The organism is Saccharomonospora marina XMU15, from assembly GCF_000244955.1.
In the GTDB taxonomy this organism is placed as follows: domain Bacteria; phylum Actinomycetota; class Actinomycetes; order Mycobacteriales; family Pseudonocardiaceae; genus Saccharomonospora_A; species Saccharomonospora_A marina.
In genome coordinates, this window is the sequence record NZ_CM001439.1 from 1,250,185 (window position 1) to 1,268,161 (window position 17,977).

At 72.6% G+C, this 17,977-nt stretch carries 15 protein-coding genes and 1 riboswitch; of the genes, 8 read left to right on the forward strand and 7 right to left on the reverse strand.

The window, feature by feature from the left end; translation table 11 throughout:
• Positions 1-26 precede the first annotated feature (26 nt).
• The 3 genes from SACMADRAFT_RS05925 to SACMADRAFT_RS05935 are packed head-to-tail and all read left to right on the forward strand — an operon-like array spanning position 27 to position 3,276.
• Positions 27-1,145 (forward strand): precorrin-3B synthase, encoded by a 1,119-nt coding sequence (locus tag SACMADRAFT_RS05925; RefSeq protein ID WP_009152881.1) that lies wholly within the window; start codon positions 27-29, stop codon positions 1,143-1,145.
• On the forward strand, positions 1,142-1,768 hold the full coding sequence (locus SACMADRAFT_RS05930) for a precorrin-8X methylmutase (RefSeq protein ID WP_009152882.1): 627 nt from the start codon (positions 1,142-1,144) through the stop codon (positions 1,766-1,768). The genes SACMADRAFT_RS05925 and SACMADRAFT_RS05930 overlap by 4 nt, the downstream gene beginning before the upstream one ends.
• The gene (locus SACMADRAFT_RS05935) at positions 1,765-3,276 is read left to right on the forward strand and encodes a precorrin-2 C(20)-methyltransferase (protein ID WP_009152883.1); all 1,512 of its coding nucleotides are present in this window, start codon (positions 1,765-1,767) and stop codon (positions 3,274-3,276) included. The genes SACMADRAFT_RS05930 and SACMADRAFT_RS05935 overlap by 4 nt, the downstream gene beginning before the upstream one ends.
• A gap of 6 nt (positions 3,277-3,282) precedes the next feature.
• Here the strand turns inward: SACMADRAFT_RS05935 and SACMADRAFT_RS05940 are convergent, their stop codons facing one another.
• Both SACMADRAFT_RS05940 and SACMADRAFT_RS30760 read right to left on the reverse strand, forming a co-directional pair.
• Positions 3,283-6,456, reverse strand: coding sequence for an arabinosyltransferase domain-containing protein (locus SACMADRAFT_RS05940; protein WP_009152884.1), 3,174 nt, complete (start codon positions 6,454-6,456; stop codon positions 3,283-3,285).
• Between the two features lie 26 nt (positions 6,457-6,482).
• A complete protein-coding gene (locus tag SACMADRAFT_RS30760) occupies positions 6,483-7,253 on the reverse strand; it encodes a cobalt-precorrin-6A reductase (RefSeq protein ID WP_009152885.1) in 771 nt (256 codons plus the stop codon).
• Between the two features lie 9 nt (positions 7,254-7,262).
• Between SACMADRAFT_RS30760 and SACMADRAFT_RS30765 the strand changes: the two genes are divergently transcribed.
• Positions 7,263-8,333, forward strand: a complete 1,071-nt coding sequence (locus SACMADRAFT_RS30765) for a cobalt-precorrin-5B (C(1))-methyltransferase (RefSeq protein WP_009152886.1) — start codon at positions 7,263-7,265, stop codon at positions 8,331-8,333.
• A gap of 9 nt (positions 8,334-8,342) precedes the next feature.
• Here SACMADRAFT_RS30765 and cobM read toward each other — a convergent pair whose 3' ends face one another.
• Together cobM and SACMADRAFT_RS05960 are read right to left on the reverse strand one after the other, a co-directional pair.
• Complete coding sequence (cobM, locus tag SACMADRAFT_RS05955) at positions 8,343-9,086, reverse strand: precorrin-4 C(11)-methyltransferase (RefSeq protein ID WP_009152887.1); 744 nt, start codon at positions 9,084-9,086, stop codon at positions 8,343-8,345.
• Positions 9,083-10,300, reverse strand: a complete 1,218-nt coding sequence (locus SACMADRAFT_RS05960) for a bifunctional cobalt-precorrin-7 (C(5))-methyltransferase/cobalt-precorrin-6B (C(15))-methyltransferase (RefSeq protein WP_050998328.1) — start codon at positions 10,298-10,300, stop codon at positions 9,083-9,085. Before SACMADRAFT_RS05960 ends, cobM begins: the two co-directional genes overlap by 4 nt.
• Before the next feature lie 83 nt (positions 10,301-10,383).
• Positions 10,384-10,525, forward strand: a riboswitch (adenosylcobalamin (AdoCbl) riboswitch).
• A gap of 20 nt (positions 10,526-10,545) precedes the next feature.
• On the opposite strand from SACMADRAFT_RS05960, the gene SACMADRAFT_RS05965 reads away from it, so the two are divergent.
• The 4 genes from SACMADRAFT_RS05965 to cobC are packed head-to-tail and all read left to right on the forward strand — an operon-like array spanning position 10,546 to position 15,494.
• Positions 10,546-12,540, forward strand: a complete 1,995-nt coding sequence (locus SACMADRAFT_RS05965; RefSeq protein ID WP_009152889.1) for a magnesium chelatase subunit D family protein — start codon at positions 10,546-10,548, stop codon at positions 12,538-12,540.
• Entirely contained in the window at positions 12,540-13,142 is a 603-nt protein-coding gene (gene cobO / locus SACMADRAFT_RS05970; RefSeq protein ID WP_009152890.1) for a cob(I)yrinic acid a,c-diamide adenosyltransferase, read from the forward strand. Before SACMADRAFT_RS05965 ends, cobO begins: the two co-directional genes overlap by 1 nt.
• The gene (locus SACMADRAFT_RS05975) at positions 13,136-14,470 is read left to right on the forward strand and encodes a cobyrinate a,c-diamide synthase (RefSeq protein WP_009152891.1); all 1,335 of its coding nucleotides are present in this window, start codon (positions 13,136-13,138) and stop codon (positions 14,468-14,470) included. Before cobO ends, SACMADRAFT_RS05975 begins: the two co-directional genes overlap by 7 nt.
• Positions 14,463-15,494 carry an Rv2231c family pyridoxal phosphate-dependent protein CobC gene (gene cobC, locus SACMADRAFT_RS05980; protein ID WP_009152892.1) on the forward strand — a complete coding sequence of 344 codons (1,032 nt, stop codon included), beginning with the start codon at positions 14,463-14,465 and terminating at the stop codon, positions 15,492-15,494. Before SACMADRAFT_RS05975 ends, cobC begins: the two co-directional genes overlap by 8 nt.
• Here the strand turns inward: cobC and SACMADRAFT_RS05985 are convergent.
• From SACMADRAFT_RS05985 to SACMADRAFT_RS05995, 3 genes are all read right to left on the reverse strand, one after another.
• The gene (locus SACMADRAFT_RS05985; RefSeq protein ID WP_009152893.1) at positions 15,491-16,240 is read right to left on the reverse strand and encodes an adenosylcobinamide-GDP ribazoletransferase; all 750 of its coding nucleotides are present in this window, start codon (positions 16,238-16,240) and stop codon (positions 15,491-15,493) included. The two genes, cobC and SACMADRAFT_RS05985, sit on opposite strands and share 4 nt — an antisense overlap.
• 3 nt (positions 16,241-16,243) lie before the next feature.
• Positions 16,244-17,275, reverse strand: coding sequence for a nicotinate-nucleotide--dimethylbenzimidazole phosphoribosyltransferase (cobT, locus tag SACMADRAFT_RS05990; RefSeq protein WP_009152894.1), 1,032 nt, complete (start codon positions 17,273-17,275; stop codon positions 16,244-16,246).
• 67 nt (positions 17,276-17,342) lie between these two features.
• Positions 17,343-17,969, reverse strand: a complete 627-nt coding sequence (locus SACMADRAFT_RS05995) for a bifunctional adenosylcobinamide kinase/adenosylcobinamide-phosphate guanylyltransferase (RefSeq protein WP_040926133.1) — start codon at positions 17,967-17,969, stop codon at positions 17,343-17,345.
• Positions 17,970-17,977 lie beyond the last annotated feature (8 nt).

Genomic DNA, 17,977 nt, shown 5'->3' on the forward strand with positions numbered 1-17,977 from the left:
CACCGTGCGGCTCCTACAGTGGGCGCGTGCCAAGCCGTACCCGTCCCGACGCCTGCCCAGGGGTGCTCGCCACCCATGAGGCCGCCGACGGCCCGCTCGCCAGGGTCCGGCTGCCCGGTGGGCGGTTGCGGGCCGAGCAGGGGCGGCTGCTCGCCGACTGCGCCGACGAACTCGGTGACGGCGCCGTTCACCTCACGTCCAGGGGCAACCTGCAGCTGCGGGCCGTGCGCGACACCGAGGAGTTGGCAGAGCGCCTCAGCCACGCCGGACTGCTGCCCTCGGCCGGGCACGACCGGGTTCGCAACGTGTTGGCGTCCCCGCTCAGCGGCCTGCACGGCGGGTCGGCCGACGTCCGCCCACTGGTTGCCGCCCTGGACGAAGCCGTACGCAGCAGTGACGAGCTTGCCGACTTGCCCGGCCGGTTCCTGCTGGCTGTCGACGACGGCAGGGGCGACGTCGCCTGCGAGGGCGCCGACGCGTGCTGGCGGGCGACGAGCCCGCTGGAGGGTGCGCTGCTGCTCGACGGCGCCGACACCGGGCTGCGCGTGCCCGCGTCCGCTGCGGCCTCGGCGCTGGTGGAGCTGGCACTGGCGTTCCAGCGCGTACGCGGGCGCGCATGGCGAGTCGGTGAACTCGACGACGAAGGCAGGGCCGCTGTGCTCGATTCGGCGCGGCCACTCGCGCGCCGAGTCGAACCCGCACGGTTGCCCTTGAGTGGCCCGCCGCCGGTCGGTACGTACGGCCGTGTCGTGGTGGCCGCCGCACCCTTCGGCCGGCTTCGCGCCACGGTGTTGCGGTCCCTCGGCGAGCTTGTGGTCACCCCGTGGCGCACGCTGGTGGTCACCGGCGTGGCCGGTCAGCGGCTGGCGGACATGGGGCTCGTGGTCGACCCGGAAGCGCCCTCGCTGCGAGTGAGCGCGTGCATCGGCTCGCCCGGCTGCGCCAAGTCGCGCTCCGACGTGCGAGCCGACGCCACGGCCGTGCTGGACCTCGGTGTGAGGGCACACTTCTCCGGCTGCGAACGCCGCTGCGGCAGACCGCGTGAACCGCACGTCGATGTGCTGGCCGACGAAGGCGGCTACCGCGTCGAAGGAAACCTCGTACCCACCGCCGAACTCGGCAACGCACTGAAAGGACGGCTGTGATCGACTACATCCGCGACGGCGCCGAGATCTACCGGCACTCCTTCGCCACGATCCGCGAGGAGGCGGATCTGGCGATCCTGCCCGACGACATCGCCACGGTGGCGGTGCGGATGATCCACTCCTGCGGCATGGTCGATCTGGTCGACGATCTTGCCTACACCCTTGAGGTGGTCGAGGCGGGCAGGCAGGCACTGCGCGACGGTGCTCCGGTGCTGTGCGACGCGGAGATGATCGCCAGCGGCATCACGCGAAGGCGACTGCCCTCGGGCAACGACGTGGTGTGCACCCTTTCCGACGAGCGAGTGCCCGGCCTGGCCGAGCGGATGGGCACCACCCGCTCCGCCGCCGCGCTCGAGCTGTGGCGCGACGCGCTGCCCGGTTCGGTCGTGGCCATCGGCAACGCGCCCACCGCGCTGTTCCGACTGCTCGAACTGCTCGACGAGGGGGTCGGCGCGCCCGCGGCGATCATCGGCACGCCGGTGGGCTTCGTCGGCGCGGCGGAGTCCAAGCAGGCGCTCATCGACCTCGCTCCCGCGCCCTACCTCGCGGTCCGCGGTCGCAGGGGCGGCAGCGCCATGGCCGTCGCGGCCGTGAACGCCATCGCGACCGAGGAGGAGCTGTGAGCACGGGCAGGCTGTACGGCGTCGGTCTCGGACCCGGTGACCCGGAGCTGCTGACGATCCGCGCTGCCCGCCTCATCGGCGAGGCCGACGTCATCGCATTCCACTGCGCCAGGCACGGCCGCAGCATCGCCCGCTCGGTGGCGCAGCCCTACCTGCGGGAGGGCCAGCTCGAAGAGCGGCTGATGTACCCGGTGACCACCGAGACCACCGACCACCCCGGCGGGTACGAGGGCGCCATCGAGGAGTTCTACGAACTGTCGGCCAAGCGGCTAGCACAGCACCTCGACGCGGGGCGCGACGTGGTGGTGCTGTGTGAGGGAGACCCGTTCTTCTACGGCTCCTACATGTACATGCACGAGCGGCTCGCCGACCGTTACGAGGCGCACGTCGTGCCAGGAGTGACCTCGGTGAGCGCCGCGGCGGCGGTGCTCGGCAAACCGTTGGTGCAGCGTGACGAGGTGCTGACGCTGCTGCCCGGCACCCTGCCTGCGCCGGAGTTGGCGCGGCGGCTGGCCGACACCGACGCCGCCGCCGTGCTCAAGCTCGGCCGCACGTTCGGCTCGGTGCGGCAGGCGCTGGAGGAGTCCGGCAGGCTCGGCGACGCCAGTTACGTGGAGCGGGCCACCTGGAGCAGCCAGCGAGTGGAGCCGTTCGCCGAGGTCGATCCCGCGACCGTGCCCTACTTCTCCGTCGCGGTGGTGCCCGCGTACTCGCGCGGCAAGCCGGGCGCGAAGCGAGAACCACGCGCCCGCGAGGCACGTGGCGAGGTGACCGTGGTCGGGCTCGGGCCATCGGGCCCGGAATGGACCACTCCGGAGGCCGAGCAGGCACTGGCACGAGCCGACCACCTGGTGGGGTACGGCCCCTACCTGGCGAGGGTCGCGCAACGGGCGGGGCAGCGGCGGCACGCCTCGGGAAACCGGGTGGAGGCCGACCGCGCGGCGCAGGCGTTGGACCTCGCGCTCGACGGCGCGAGCGTGGCGGTGGTGTCCTCCGGCGACCCCGGGGTGTTCGCGATGGCCTCGGCGGTGCTGGAGCAGGCCGAGTCGCCGCGCTGGGCGGGCGTGTCGGTCCGGGTGCTGCCAGGGGTGACGGCGGCGCAGGCGGCGGCGGCCAGGGTGGGCGCGCCGCTGGGACACGACTACTGCGTCTTGTCGCTTTCGGACCGGTTGAAGCCATGGGAGGTCATCGAGCGCAGGCTGAAAGCCGCGGCCGAGGCCGACCTCGTCGTCGCGATCTACAACCCGGCCTCGCGCAGCCGCACCACGCAACTGGCCTCGGCACGCGAGGTGCTGCTGGCACACCGTGACCCGCGCACCCCGGTGGTGGTGGCGCGTGACGTGGGAGGTGCGCAGGAGGCCGTGCGGGTGGACACGCTCGCGGAACTCGATCCGGCCACCGTGGACATGCGGTGCCTGCTCATCGTCGGGTCGTCACGCACGCGGGTGCGCGAGCAACCCGACGGCACGAGCGTGGTGTGGACACCACGGCACTACGAGTCGGGCTGAGCCGGCTCAGCGGGTGGGTGCCGAACCGTCGGGCTGTTGCGGGCCAGGACCGGGTGACCACCAGCCCGGACGTACCTCCTCGCCACGGATGACATGGGGCGGGTTGCCGTCGGTGTAGGGGTCCACCTCCTCCAGCGTGCCCCACGGCTGTCCCGGCGCGCCCCGCAGGAAGCTTGGCACCTCGGGCTGGTCGGCCAACTCCTCCAGGTAACCGAGCGGTCCACCCGTCGTGCTGCTCGCCCAGTCGGCCTCGCTTGCCAGCGAGCCGGCCGTCAGGTGGTAGGCGGGCACCTCCGCGATGCCGTCGGTGATCTTCATCGGCGTCAGGCACGGGTAGACGAACGAGGCGGGCCAGTCCATGTACACCGGCGCGTCACCGACCTTGTCGGTGAGCGTGGTGAACGTCGGCACGCGCGGCGCGGTGACGGCGACCCAGCCGTCCTCGGTGAGGTCGTCGTCGACGGCCACGATGCGGGCGGCGGTGGCGCCCTCCGGCGCGTCGGCGAGGCCGAGCCGGACGTCGGCCCACTCGTCGGAGCCCGCGCCCGGCGCCAGTACCTCCGCGTCGCCGACCACCCGGAAACCCTCCGGTGTCGGCTCGCCGTACTGCACAGCCACGCTGGTGGCCTTCGCGCTCGGCGAGTTGACGGCCACCACTATCTGACCTTGCTTCGGACTGCTCGCGAGGTCGTACCACTGGGTGCGCAGCCTGCCGGTGGGGTTGACGGTCTCGCTGTAGCTGCTCCACATCGCCACGTTGCTGGGCGTGAAGCCGTGCGGCGGCTCCGCCAGCGGATCGCCGGACAGCAGCGGTTGGTCGTGGAACCCGGTCTGGACCGCCTGGTTGCCGTCGACAGGTTGCGGCAACGGTCCCGGCCGGGCCTGCGGATCGACGGTGCGTTGCTGTGCGGCGGGCACCGGCACCAGCATGCTGGAAACCGGATCGCGTTCCACCATCACGTAGTCGCCGAGCCCGCAGCTGGAGCCGGTGAGGTGCTCGACGTTGGCCGCACCCAGGCTGTACGTGCCGGACTGCTCCTGGATGGCCTTCACCATGCTGCCGAACTCGGTCAGCGCCACCAGCCCGCACACCACCACGATCGCGAGCGAGCCACGCCACAGCGCGAGTCCCCTGCGCTCGGGAAGCGGGGGAGGAGCGCCGGGCCGCTGCGCGCGGATGTTCTCGATGAAGGCGATCACCGCGGCCACCCCCGCGGCCGCGAGCAGCAGCGTCGAAAGCTGGATGCCTGCCAGCTGTGGCGGCATGTTGTACCAGGGCACGCCCATCTTCGACACGAACCAGTACGCGTTCGGACCGGTGACGGCCAGTGCCGCCACCACGAGCAGCCCCGAAACGAACGCGGCGCGGTTGCGTTTGGAACGCAGCACCGACCCGCTGGTGGCCAGTGCGGTCAACGCTGCCATGGCCGCGCCGACGGCGGCGAACGCGCCGAAATGGTGGGTCCATTTGGTGGGCGTGAGAGCCAGCAGCAGGAAGAACAACACCACCGTGGCGATCAGACGCCTGCTCGGCCCCAGCGCGGCACCCGGAATGCGGCCGCGGCGTAGCAACACCACGAGGCAGGCTCCCGTGCACAGCAGTAGCAGCAGCACGGGAAAGCGGCGGGTGGCCGAGCCGTCGGCTGTCGGGCTGAACAGCAACTGGTAGCGCATCAGTTCCTGGAACCACGAAAGGCTCGGTCCGACCTGGTTGCGCAGCCGCGAGGCCTCGTACACCGTCGCGGCCGTCTGGTCGGCGAACACCGCGAACAGCACCAGAACGCCGGAGGCCAGTATCGGCGCGAGCACGGCCGCCCAGCCCTGCCTCGCCCGTTGTCGCAGCAGGTGGAACAGTGGCCTGCCTGCGACGAGGAACGGGGCGACCGCGATCAGCCCTGTCGGTGTGGCCGCGAGCGTGAACGCCGCCGCGAGCAGACCGAGGCACAGCGGCAGCAGCCTTCGGGTCACCAGAGCGCGTTCCACGGCGCACAGCGCCAGCAGTGAACCCACGGCGGCGACCGGTTCGGGCCGCACGCCGTTGTTGAACGGCAACCACCACACCAGGAACACGGTGGCGGCCGCCCAGCCCGCCGCCCGGCTGGTGCGGACCTCCTTGCCCAGCCTCGGCATGACCTCCCTGGTGATCAGCAGCCAACTGAGCACACCCAGCAGGAACGACGGCAGCCTTATCCACGGCGGCGCGACGCTGACCTGCGCCATCGCCTCGTAGACGTGGTAGAACCAGCCGAACGGAGCCTCGGCGACCCCGAACCACCGGTGGTAGTTGGTGAGATATCCGGCGTCCTCCACAACGCGCGACATCGTGAGGATGTAGCCGTCGTCGGAGGTCACCGGGCCGATGAACACCCAGGCGCCGAGTGCGCCGAACACGGTCAGGTCGCGGCCGTTGAGCCGCCACCAGCCCACGGGCGCCCAGCGTGGCGCGCGGCGGGCGAATCCCGCGTCAAGGCGGTTGACCGCGATCAGGCACCCGATCATCGCCAGCACACCTAGGGCGCCCACCAGGAGTTTCAACACCGTCGGCGACGACTGGTAGCGGGTGTCGGGCGTGATGGACACGCCGAGGCCGGCGATGGGGTCCGCCCCGGCCTCGATCGCGGAGTAGATCCCGATGACACGGGGCCGCACGTCCCCAGACTCGTCGTGGACGACGGTGCCCGCGACCGTCAGCGTGGTGCGGACGGCGTCGGAGAAGAACCGGACATCGCAACCGGAAGCGGGCAGTGGTTGTTGCACGATCTGCTCACCGCGATTGGAAGCGATGAGCATTCCCCGGTCGACGTGCAGTTGCAGGCCCGCGCCGCCGTCGAGGCGGGCGGGCGGCACGGTGGAGAAGACCAGTGCCCTTCCCGCCGTCCGCGCGTCCAGCGAGCGCACCGTGTCACACGGCACGTCCACGGTCAGTTGCTGCGCCCAGTAGCCCGCGAGTGGCGCGTTGACCGCCGTGGTGTCCTCGCCCACCGGCCAGGTGATGCGCGCGGTCTCCTGCACGACCGGAAGGAACGGGAACGCGACGGCGCAGGCGGCCGCGACGAGTCCGAAGACGACAGCGAGCCGCCGCCATGGCGGGGTCCGTCTTCCGGTCCCCGCTCCGCGCGTGACAGGGTGTTCCGTTACCCCATCTGGCGTCTTCGCGTTGAGTGATGTGGCGGATCGCATCGGGCGTCACGCTAGCGGGCAGCACGTCAAGGCCGTGCGTGGGGATGGCCCCTCACCCGATCGAGCACCCAGGCCTCCGCGGCGTCCACACTGGTCACCGACTCGGTCACGGCGCGAGCCGGCCTGCGCACCACCACGACCGGTACCCGCAGCTGCCTCGCCGCGGTGAGTTTCGCGCTGGTCAGCGATCCACCGCTGTCCTTGGTGACCAGCACCTCGATCCGGTGCTCGCGCAGCAGCGCCAACTCGTCGGCGATCCGGTAGGGCCCCCTGCTCAGCAACACCTCCAGCCGTGGCGGCAGCGGTGGCTCCGGCGGATCGACACAGCGGGCGAGAAACCACACGTCGGCCACCTCGGCGAAGGCGGAAAGCCCCTGGCGGCCGCTGGTCAGGAACGCGCGGGACCCCAGGGAAGGCAGTACTGCCGCGGCTTCGGACAGCGTGTCGACCCAGCGCCAGTCGTCGCCGGGCGCGGGCACCCAACCCGGCCGTTCCAGCCGTAGCAGCGGCACGCCCGCCAGCGCCGTACCTCGAACCGCGGACTCCCCGATGCGTTCGGCGAACGGGTGTGTGGCGTCCACCACAGCGGCGACGTCGTGCGCGGCAAGCCAGTCGGCGAGGCCGTTCGGTCCGCCGAACCCGCCGATGCGGACCTCGCCCTCCGGCAGCCTCGGCGAGGCCACCCTGCCCGCCAGTGAGGACACCACGCGCACTCCGGAGGCCACCAAGGCAGCGGCCAGCGCGCGAGCTTCGGAGGTGCCGCCGAGGATCAGAACGGGCCGGGCGATACTTGCCACGGTGAGAGTGTGACCGAACTTCGTTACGGCTGGACGACCGGTGCCTGCGCCACCGCCGCGACCACCGCCGCCTACACCGCGCTGCTGACCGGTGAGTTCCCCGACCCGGTCGAGGTGCTGCTGCCCAAGGGAAGGCGCCCCGCGTTCGCGCTGGCCACGCAACGGCTGGGGGACGGCTCGGCGACCGCGGGCGTGGTCAAGGACGCGGGGGACGACCCGGACGTGACCCACGGGGCCCTCGTCGTGTCCACGGTTTCGCCGGGGCCGCCGGGCAGCGGCGTGGTGTTTCGGGCGGGGGAGGGTGTCGGCACGGTCACGCTGCCGGGGCTGCCGTTGCCGGTCGGCGAGCCCGCGATCAACCCGGTGCCGCGCGAGCTGATGACAACGGCCGTGCAGCGGGTCGCCCGGCGGCACGGGCAGCAGGCCGACGTCGTGGTGGAGATCTCCATCCCGCACGGCGAAAGCATGGCTCGACACACCTGGAACCCCAGGCTGGGCATCGTCGGCGGGCTTTCGGTGCTCGGCACGACCGGGGTGGTGGTGCCCTACTCGTGCTCGGCGTGGATCGACAGCATTCGGCGGGGCGTGGACGTGGCCAGGGCACTGGGTCATCGGCATGTCGCGGGCGCGGTCGGCAACACCTCGGAGCGGGCCGTGGCGCGGCTGTACCAGCTGCCCGACACCGCGTTGCTGGACATGGGTGACTTCGCCGGAGCCGTGCTGAAGTACCTGCGGGCCAACCCGGTGCCGAGGCTTTCGCTGGCAGGCGGGTTCGCGAAGCTGTCGAAACTCGCCGCGGGCTACCTGGACCTGCATTCCAAGCGGTCACAGGTGGACCTGGGACTGCTGGCCCAGTTGGCGCGCGAGGCGGGGCACGCCGACGTAGCCGTTCCGATCGAGCGTGCCAACACCGCGCTGCACGCGCTACAACTGGCGCACGAGCACGGCCTGCCGCTGGGCGACCTGGTGGCGAGCCGGGCGCGGCGAACGGCGCTGGAAGTGCTGGCGGGTGCCGCCGTGGAGGTGGACGTGGTCGTGGTCGACCGCGCCGGTGTCATCGTCGGGCGCTGCGGGCCGTAGGCGGAGCGCTCAGGCCCGCTCGCGGGCGGCGGAGTACAGGAAGCTGTCCGGGAAGTCGGCCGCCGCCAGCACCCGCCCGACGAAGATCACGGCGGCGCGGGTGATGCCCGCCTCGCGCACCTGTTCGGCGATGTCGGCCAGCGTGCCTCGCACCACGACCTCGCCGGGTTGGCTGGCCAGCGCGACCGCCGCCGCCGGGCAGTCGGGCCCGTAGCGCGGCAGCAGTTCGGCCACTACCTGCTCGATCCGGTTGACAGCGAGGTGCAGCGCCATCGTCGTGCCGCTCGCGCCGAGCGTGGCGAGGTCCTCGCCGGGTGGCATGGCGGTGGAGCGTGCCCGTGCCCTGGTGATGACGAGGCTCTGCCCTACCTCGGGCACGGTCAGTTCGCTGCCGAGCACGGCCGCGGCCGCGGCGAAGGCGGGCACGCCGGGGGTCACGTCGTAGGGCACGCCCGCCGCGTCCAACCGCCGCGCCTGCTCGGCCACGGCGCTGTAGATGGAGGGGTCGCCCGAGCACAGCCGTACCACCTCGTGCCCCTCGCGGTGGCCGCGCAGCAACTCGTCGACGATCTCCTCCAGCGTCAGCCGCGCGGTGTCGACCAACCTCGCGCCCGCGGGGCAGTGCGCCAGCAGGTCGGCAGGGGTGAGGCTGCCCGGGTAGAGGCAGACCCCGCAGCGAGCGAGCAGCCGCTGCCCGCGCACGGTGATCAGGTCGGCCGAACCCGGTCCCGCACCGACGAAATGCACGGTCACGCGTGGACCTCCCTGGTTTGCCCGGTTTCCTTCACCACGCTCCACTGGGTCACCGTGCGCGCGGGCGTCCAGCCGGTGAAGCCACCGAGCGGTGCGGCGTGCTCGATGGCCAACCTGGTCAGCTCGCCGCCGAACTCGGCGTGGGCCCGCGCGAGTTCCTGCTCGGCCTGCACCGTCACGCCGTTGGCGACCAGCCTTCCGCCTTCCCCGAGCGCGTCCCAGCAGGCAGGCAGCACGCCTGGTGCGGTGACCCCGCCGCCGACGAACACCGCGTCCGGCGCAGGCAGACCGGCGAGCGCCTCCGGTGCCGAACCGGTCACGACGTCCACCCGCGCGCCGAGCCGCTCGGCGTTGCGGGCAATGCGTGCCGCACGCCCCGGCCTCGACTCCACCGCGATCGCGGTGTTCGCCGGGTGCGCGCGAGCCCACTCCACGGCGACGCTTCCCGCGCCCGCGCCGACGTCCCACAACAACTCGCCGGGCAACGGTGCCAGCCGCGCCAGCACGCTCGCCCGCACGTCCCGCTTGGTGAGCTGGCCGTCGTGTTCGAAGACGGAATCCGGCAACCCGGGCAGCGCGGGCAAGCCTCGCGGACCTGTGAACTCGACGGCGAGCACGTTCAACGCCGCGCACGTCGGATGCGGCCAGTCCAGCGCGCGGCCCTCCAGCCGCCGCTCACCGGGCCCGCCGAGTTCCTCGAGCACCGTGAGCCTGCTCGCGCCGAACCCGTGCTCGGTCAGCAGTGCCGCCACCGTGGTGGGGGTGGAGCCGTCGGAGCTGAGCACCAGCGCCCTTCGGCCGTCGCCCGCGACACGCAACACGCGGTGCGGCGAGCGGCCGACCGCGCTGATCACCTGCACCTCCTCGGCGGGCCAGCACAGCCGCGCCCGCGCCAGCGCCACCGACGACACACCGGGCACGATGCGAACCCGGTGCGCGCCGAGTCTGCGCACCAGCGTGGTGCCGATACCGGAAAGCAGCGGATCTCCGCTGGCCAGCACGCAGATCCGGCGACCCGCGTGTTCGGCGAGAACGCCGTCCAGCGATGGCAGCAGCGGGCTCGGCCACGCCACCTTCCGGTAGCCGCCGTCCGGCACGAGACCGAGCTGCCTTCGCCCACCGAGCAGCACCTCACACGCCTCGACCTCGGACCTGCCTTCCCGAGGCAGGCCGGGCCAGCCGTCGGCCCCGATACCCACCACCGCGATCGTCACGACCCCGAACCGTAGCCGCGCCCGCTCGCCGACACCCGCACGGGAGCCGTGTGATTTTCCTCCGCCCCGCTTCGTCGGGTGGTGTGCGATGATCGGGCCGCGGTCGTCGTGGAACCCGGTGCGAATCCGGGACGGTCCCGCCACTGTGACTGGTCTGTCGGCCAGGAGTCAGAGCTTCGGTGGCCGCCTTGGTGTGCTGACGAGACGTGGGCGAGGACACCCACCCGTGGCTAAGGAGTCTTTTCGTGACGCCGTTCCCCTTCACAGCCGTCGTCGGGATGGAACAGCTACGGCTGGCGTTGCTGCTGTCGGCGATCTCACCGGCGATCGGTGGGGTGCTGGTGCGCGGCGAGAAGGGCACAGCGAAGTCCACAATGGTCCGTGCGCTCGCCGAGCTGCTGCCACGGGTGGAGGTGGTCGACGGCTGCCGGTTCTCCTGCGACCCGCAACGGCCTGACCCTGCCTGCCCGGACGGGCCGCACCCTCGCGACGTTTCCCGTCGTAGCAGGCCTGCCAGGCTGGTGGAGTTGCCCGTCGGTGCTGCGGAGGAACGGGTGGTCGGCTCGCTGGATCTGGAACGCGCGCTGCGCGACGGCGCGGCCGACTTCCAGCCGGGGTTGCTGGCGGGTGCGCACCGTGGCCTGCTGTACGTCGACGAGGTCAACCTGTTGCAGGACCACCTTGTCGACACCCTGCTGGACGCGGCGGCGATGGGGCGCGCCACCGTCGAGCGGGAGGGCGTCTCGGTGTCGCACGCCGCGCGGTTCGTGCTCATCGGCACCATGAACCCGGAGGAGGGGGAGCTGCGGCCGCAACTGCTCGACCGCTTCGGGCTCACCGTGGAGGTGAGCTCCAGCCGCGAACCCCAGCAGCGAGCCGAGGTGGTGCGCCGCCGGATCGCCTACGAGGCCGACCCGGACGGCTTCGCGGCCCGCTTCCGTGACTGCGATGCCGCGCTGGCCGACGACATCAGCGCCGCGGTCGGGCTGCTGCCGCGCGTGTCGCTCGGTGAGGAGGCGTTGCTGCGCATCGCCAGGGTGTGCGCCGAGTTCGAGGTGGACGGCATGCGCGCCGACATCGTCACCGCCCGCACCGCATGTGCGCACGCGGCATGGTGTGGCCGGGACTCGGTGACCGTGGAGGACATCAGGGTGGCCGCGGGGTTGGCGTTGCCGCATCGGCGAAGGCGTAACCCGTTCGACGCGCCGGGCATCGACCCCGGTGAGCTGGAGCGGGCGCTTGCCGATCCACCGGAGCAGGGCCCGCCCGACGACGACCCGGGCTCGGGAACGCGGCAACCGGGTGAGGAGGGCGAGCAGCGCACCAGCGACCGGATGCCGCCCGGTGAGCACGGTTCGCACCCAGAAGGCGGGGACGGCGGTGAGCAGCCGGGCGGCGGTGGGCAGCGGCGCGTGGGGTCGGGCAGTCCCTACCGCGCGAGGTTGTTCACCGTGCGCGGCACCGGAGCGGGCGCCAGCGGTCGCCGCTCCGCGGCCGTCACCGACACCGGGCGGGTCGTCGGCACGCAACCCCTCGGCGTGCGCACCGGCGCGCCCCGGTTGGCCGCCACGATCCTCGCAGCGGCACTGCGGCAGCGGATGCGCGAGCGGGCAGGCAACGCGCTGCCGGTGCGGCCACGCGATCTGCGCTATGCGCGCAGGCAAGGTAAGGAAGGCAATCTCGTGCTGTTCTGTGTGGACGCCTCGGGTTCGATGGGCGCGCGGCAGCGGATGCGCGAGGTGAAGGCAGCGGTGCTTTCGCTGCTGCTTGACGCCTACCGGCGGCGCGACAAGGTGGGGCTGGTGACCTTCCGGGCGCGCGGAGCGGAATTGGCGCTGCCGCCCACCGGGAGCGTGGAGGCGGCTGCCGCGCGGCTGGAGGCGCTGCCGACCGGCGGTCGCACCCCGCTGGCGGAAGGTCTGTTGCGGGCGGCCGAGACGCTGCGGGTCGAGGCGATGCGCGACCCGAGGCGGCGACCGCTGCTGGTGGTGGTCACCGACGGCCGCGCCACCGGCGGCGCCGACGCGGTGTCGCGCTCCCACGCCGCCGCCGACCTGCTCGCGCGCACCGGAGTAGCGAGTGTGGTGATGGACTGCGAGAGTGGGCGGATGCGGCTCGGTCTGGCCGCCGAACTCGCCGCTCGCCTCGGCGCCGAGCATGTCCGGCTCGGCGAGGTGGCCGCGGACTCGCTCGTCCGAGAGGTCAGCAGCAGGGCAGGACGTATCGGCAGGGCCGCCTGATGCCGAAGGGCAAACCGGCCAACGTGCCCGACGACGGGCTCACCACCCGGCAGCGTCGCAACCGCCCGGTGCTCGCCGTCCACACCGGAGACATGAAGGGCAAGTCCACCGCCGCGTTCGGCATGGCGCTACGCGCGTGGAACCAGGGCTGGTCCATCGGGGTGTTCCAGTTCGTCAAGTCCGCCAAGTGGCGGGTCGGCGAGGAGGCCGCGTTCCGCGCACTGGACGCCAGCGGTGCGGGCGGCCGCGTCGAGTGGCACAAGATGGGCGAGGGCTGGAGTTGGGCACGTAAGCGGGGAACCGAGGACGACCACGCCGAGGACGCCCGCGAGGGCTGGGCCGAGATCAGGCGCAGGCTCGCCGAACAGCGGCACGACTTCTACGTGCTCGACGAGTTCACCTACCCGCTGCGGTGGGGCTGGATCGACACCGACGAGGTGGTCGAGGCGCTCACCAGCAGGCCCGGCCGCCAGCACGTGGTGATCACCGGCAGGCAGGCTCCGCCCGCACTGGTGGCGGCGGCGGATCTGGTGGTGGACATGACCAAGGTCAAGCACCCGATGGATTCGGGTCAAAAAGGACAGCGGGGCATCGAGTGGTAGCCAGGATCGTCGTCGCCGCGCCCGGTTCCGGGCACGGCAAGACGACCGTGGCCACCGGGCTGATGGTGGCGCTGCGCTCGCGCGGGCTCGCGGTGTCCGGGCACAAGGTGGGGCCCGACTTCATCGACCCCAGCTACCACGCACTGGCCACCGGGTTGCCGCCACGCAATCTCGACCCTTTCCTGCAAGGTGAGGACCGGGTGGTGCCGCTGCTGCTGCACGGCGCACGGCGCGCGGAACTGGCCGTGCTCGAAGGCGTGATGGGACTGTTCGACGGCGCGCTCGGCACGGCGGGCTACGCCTCCACCGCGCACGTGGCCAAGCTGGTTTCCGCGCCGGTGGTGCTGGTGGTGGACGCGGCCGCCGCCAGCCGCAGCGTCGCGGCACTGGTGCTGGGATTCGCACGCTACGACCCGGACCTGCACCTCGCCGGGGTGATCCTGAACAAACTGGGCTCGCAGCGCCACGAGGACGAGATCCGGGCCGCGCTGGTGCCTACCGGTATCCCCGTGCTCGGCGCGCTGCGGCGTAACCCGGACATCCACGCGCCGAGCAGGCACCTCGGGCTCGTTCCCGCGGCGGAACGAGCCCGGGAGTCACGCGGCCTGCTGCCCCGGCTCGCCGAGTGGGTCGCAGCCGGCGTCGACCTCGACGCCGTGGTGCGGGTGGCGCGCGCCGCACCGGCACTGCACGGCCAACCGTGGAATCCCGCCGACCACGTCAGCCCCGCCACCCGCACAGCGGTGGTCGCCGCGGCCTCCGGCAGCGCGTTCACCTTCCGCTACACCGAGACCACCGAACTGCTCGACGCGGCGGGGGTGGACGTGGTCGACCTCGACCCCACCACCGAGACCCGGCTGCCCCCGCACTGTGCCGGGCTGTACTTCGGCGGTGGCTTTCCCGAGGTGCACGCTGCCGAACTCGCGGCCAACGAAGGGTTGCGCGGCAGGCTGTCCGAAGCGATCGGGCGTGGGATGCCGGTGGTGGCCGAATGCGCCGGACTGCTGTACCTGTGCCGGGAACTGGACGGGCTGCCGATGGTGGCAGCGCTCGACGCGGTCGCGCACATGACGGAGGGCGGGGCGCTGGGCTACCGGCGCGCGACGGCGGCGTCGACGTCACTGCTCGCCGAGTCCGGTCAGCCCGTCACCGGCCACGAGTTCCACCGCACCGTGGTCCGGCCCAGGCATGGCGCCTCGGCGGCGTGGCGCTGGGACGGGGAGTTGGAGGGCTTCGCCTCGCCGAGGCTGCACGCGTCCTACCTGCACGTGCACTGGGCTGGCCACCCCGAGTTGGCGAACCGGTTCGCGGCGGCCGTCCATGCTTGAGTTGTTGCGGTGGCACGGCGACAGGGAGGTGGCCGACGGCCTTGTCGATCTCGCCGTCAACGTCCGGCTGCCGCAACCGCCCGAGTGGCTGCGCCGCGAGCTTCGAGACTGTCTCGACGGGTTGGCCGCCTACCCCGACGTGCGCGGGGCGCGGCGTGCCATCGCCGCTCGGCACGGCCGCGACCCGGACGACGTGCTGCCCACGGCTGGTGCCGCCGAGGCGTTCACGCTGCTGGCTTCGGCGCTGCGGCCGCGAACGGCGGTTGTGGTGCACCCGCAGTTCACCGAGCCGGAGGCGGCGCTGCGTGCTGCCGGACACCGGGTGCGGCACGTGTTGCTGCGTGCCCGTGACGGGTTCGAGTTGACCGCCGACGCGGTGCCCGCCGACGCCGACCTGGTGTTCGTCGGCAACCCGACCAACCCGACATCGGTGCTGCACCCCGCGCGGGCGCTGCGCAGGCTTGCCGTCCCCGGCCGGGTTCTCGTCGTGGACGAGGCGTTCCTCGATGCCGTGCCCGGCGAACCGGAAAGCCTGGCGCACGCCCGGCTGCCCGGCGTGGTGGTGCTGCGAAGCCTCACCAAGACCTGGGGGATCGCGGGGCTTCGTGCGGGCTACGTGTTGGGCGAGCCGGAACTGATCGAGCGGCTTCGTGCCGTGCAGCCACCGTGGTCGGTTTCCACGCCTGCGGCCGTGGCGATGGTGGCATGCAGCCGCCCGCAGGCGCTGCAGCAGGCGGCAGCCAACGCCCGTGCGGCGCGTGACGAACTCGCCGGACTGGTGGCGGGCCTGCGCGCGCTGGGGGTGGAGGTCGCGGGCACACCGCGTGCGCCGTTCGTGCTGATCAGGGTCCCTGACGGGCTCGGCGTCCGCGCCCGGCTTCGGGCGGCGGGTTACGCGGTGCGAAGAGGCGACACCTTCCCCGGCCTCGGGGCGGACTGGCTTCGCATCGCGGTGAGAGCTGACATGGCAGGCTTCCTCACCGCCCTGCGTGCCGCGCTGCCCGCGAGCCGAGACCTGCCCTAGACACTCGCCACGACCAGCGCCGCCGCCGTTGCCGACTCCACGCAGGCGCCGAGCACGTCACCGGTCACGCCGCCGAAGCGGCTCACCGCCCGCGCCAGCAGCGCACCGGCGACCGCGAAGGCGGCGAGAACCGCCAGCGGACCCTGCCACCACGGCAAGCCGGGTGCGGGCACGGCCAGTCCTGCCAGCGACACCGGAACCAGGACGGCAAGCGGCAGCGCGACACTGCCCGCCACCGTGGCTCCCAGCCCGTCTTCGCGTGCCGAGGGCACCCCGCGTGCACAGCCGAGGACCAGCACCCCCCGGCCTGCCACCACGGCAAGCGCCACCGCGACCGCGCCGTGTCCCGCCGAGACCGCGCCCGCCAGCGCGCCGCACTGCAGGAGCAGTACCAGCAGCAGCGTCACCATCGCGGCCGGGCCGCTGTCGCCGCTGCGCATGACCCGCAACGCCCGATCCCGGTCGTAGGACGCCGCCAGCCCGTCGGCGGTGTCGGCGAGCCCGTCCAGATGCAGCCCCCTGCTGGCAAGCGCCACGGCCGCCACGGCCAGCGTGGCACTCACCAGCGCGGGCAACCCGAGCAGTTCGCCGCCGAGCACCACCAGGACAGCCGTTGCCGCGAGCGGCAGCGCCGCGACCGGTGCCAGCAGCATCGCGTTGCCCGCAACCCGCTGATCCAGCTTCCGAGGTGCGGGCACCGGCAGCGCTGTCAGCGTGCCAAGCGCCAGCCTCGCCGAGTCCCGCACCGCTCAGGCGAGGTCGGCCAGCAAACCCATGTCCGCCAGCACGGCTCGGGCCGACCGCAGCACGGGCACGGCCTGCACGGCACCGCTGCCCTCGCCGAGCCGAAGCCCCAGGTCGAGGATCGGTCGCAGGCCGAGCGCCTTGAGGGCGTAGTGCTGGGAGGGCTCGGTGGAACGGTGCCCGGCCAGCCACCACCGCTGCGCGCCGGGAGCGATGTCGCGTGCGACGAGCGCGGCCGCACCGGAGAACACGCCGTCGAGCAGCACCGGGACACCGCGCGCCGCGCCCTGTACGAGGAAGCCCGCCGTCGCCGCCGCGCACGCGCTGCCGAGCGCCGTGAGCAGGTCGAACGGGTCGGTGAACCGGCCGGTGGCCCTGGTGAGCGCCGCTTCGACCACGGCGACCTTGCGGGCCCTGCCTTCCTCGTCGACGCCGGTGCCGCCGCCTACCACCTCGGCCGCGGGCAACCCGAGCGTGGCGGCGACCAGCGCGGCTGCCACCGTCGTGTTGCCGATCCCCATGTCACCGGGGATGAGCAGGTCCGCACCCGCGTCCACCTCCTCGTCCGCGACGGCCATCCCGGCACGAAACGCCTGCTCGGCCTGGCCGGGAGCCAGCGCGTCGGCGACGTCGATCGAACCGGAACCGCGCCGCACCTTGAAGGCGCGCACCTGTGCGGGCACGTCGGGCAGGTCCGCGTCCACGGCGATGTCCAGCACCCGCACCCTGGCGCCCACCTGGGCGGCCAGCACGTTCACCCCGCTGGTGCCGGACAGGAACACCCGCACCATCGCGGCCGTGATCTGCCTCGGGTAGGCCGACACCTCGGCGGAGGCCGACACCCCGTGGTCGCCGGCGAACACCACGACGCGCACGTCGTCAAGCGGCCGTGGCGGGACGCTGCCGTGCGCCGCGGAAAGCCACTCGGCCAACTCCTCCAGCGTCCCCAGCGCGCCGAGTGGCTTCACAAGGCCCGCGAGGCGCTGCCTTGCGGCCAGTCGGGCGGAGGCGTCCGGCTCCGGGATGTCGAACCTCATCGATCGTTCCTTCCCTTCGGGGTCGTCACGGCGCGGTTGTCACGGCGGGGGTGTCACAGCGGGGTTGTCACAGCCTCAGCACGCGGCCCGCCACCACCAGCCGCACCGAGTGGGATTCGGCGGCCACCGCCGTGTTCAACGCACCAAGCACGTCGCGGAAGATCCGGCCGGACACCGTGGCGGGCACCACCCCGGAGCCCACCTCGTTGCTGACGGCCACGATCGGCACGGTGGTGGTCCGCCAGGCGTCCACGAAGTCCCGCAACCGTTCGTCGACCCGCTGTTGCCAGCCCTGTTCCTGCTGCCAGGCACCGACCTCGTCGAGCACCCTGCTCAGCCAGGTGCCGAGGCAGTCCACCAGCATCGGCGTGGTCGTGCAGCGCAGCGTTCCCGCCAGATCGGAGGTCTCCACGGTTCGCCAGTGTGGTGGCCTGCGTGCCCGATGAGCGGCCACCCGCGCCGCCCATTCCGGGTCGTCGTCGGTCGGCGGCAGGCCGCCCGCGATGTAGACGACATGGTTGTAGCCGACCATCAACTGCTCGGCGTAGCGCGACTTGCCCGATCGGACACCACCGAGGATGAGGACGCGGCCGTTGCCGTGGCCGCCGCGACCGAAGCGGCGCAGCATCGCGGCACCGGCCTCCAGCCGAGCGGCAACGGCGTCCGCGAGTCTGCGCCCGGAATCGTTCGTCATGGTCGGCA

Excerpts from the sequence above, each read along its gene's own strand:
- SACMADRAFT_RS05940 (WP_009152884.1), bottom strand. The coding sequence starts at position 6,456 with ATGCGATCCGCCACATCACTCAACGCGAAGACGCCAGATGGGGTAACG.
- cobO (WP_009152890.1), top strand. The coding sequence starts at position 12,540 with ATGCCGAAGGGCAAACCGGCCAACGTGCCCGACGACGGGCTCACCACC.
- cobC (WP_009152892.1), top strand. The coding sequence starts at position 14,463 with ATGCTTGAGTTGTTGCGGTGGCACGGCGACAGGGAGGTGGCCGACGGC.
- cobT (WP_009152894.1), bottom strand. The coding sequence starts at position 17,275 with ATGAGGTTCGACATCCCGGAGCCGGACGCCTCCGCCCGACTGGCCGCA.
- SACMADRAFT_RS05995 (WP_040926133.1), bottom strand. The coding sequence starts at position 17,969 with ATGACGAACGATTCCGGGCGCAGACTCGCGGACGCCGTTGCCGCTCGG.